This is a genomic window from Liquorilactobacillus sicerae (genome assembly GCF_029916425.1).
Lineage (GTDB): Bacteria > Bacillota > Bacilli > Lactobacillales > Lactobacillaceae > Liquorilactobacillus > Liquorilactobacillus sicerae.
The window spans coordinates 1-463 of sequence record NZ_JAHAVQ010000215.1 but is presented as its reverse complement, the minus strand read 5'-3'; the positions used below and the strand labels follow the sequence as shown (position 1 = coordinate 463).

The window sequence follows — 463 nt, the reverse complement described above, 5'->3', positions numbered from 1 at the left end:
CCGATTGTACCAAACTTTTCGCTGAATTTGTCATCGTTCAAAATTCGATCAATGAAGATTTTTTTTTGTTCCTTATATTGTTCGGCGAAAATCGGATCACTTTGTGTGCGTAGGCCGAAATCGGTCATGTCAGGACCGTCATATTCACTACTTTCTATCCATTTTTTAAAGGGCCATTCGTCCCAAATATGATTATGGTGTTGCAGTAGAAAACGGATATTATTGTCACCACGTAAAAACCACAATAATTCTGATTTAATTCGTCCAAACGCGACTTTTTTGCTCGTCAGTAATGGAAACCCTTCTGAGAGGTCAAAACGCATTTGAGCGCCGAAAATCGAGTGTGTTCCGGTTTTGGTTCGATCCATTTTTGAGGCCCCGGTTTCTAGAATACGTCGGGCAAGGTTTAGATATTGTTCTTCATTTTGGCTCATGGATAATATGTTAATGATATTTTTGTTTC

1 protein-coding gene is annotated in these 463 nt (G+C 38.9%); it reads right to left on the bottom strand.

Features of this window, described 5'->3' with window-relative positions; all coding sequences use genetic code 11:
* On the bottom strand, window positions 1-434 hold a 434-nt coding region (gene thyA, locus KH893_RS12070), incomplete at its 3' end, for a thymidylate synthase (protein WP_281166314.1).
* Window positions 435-463: the final 29 nt, after the last annotated feature.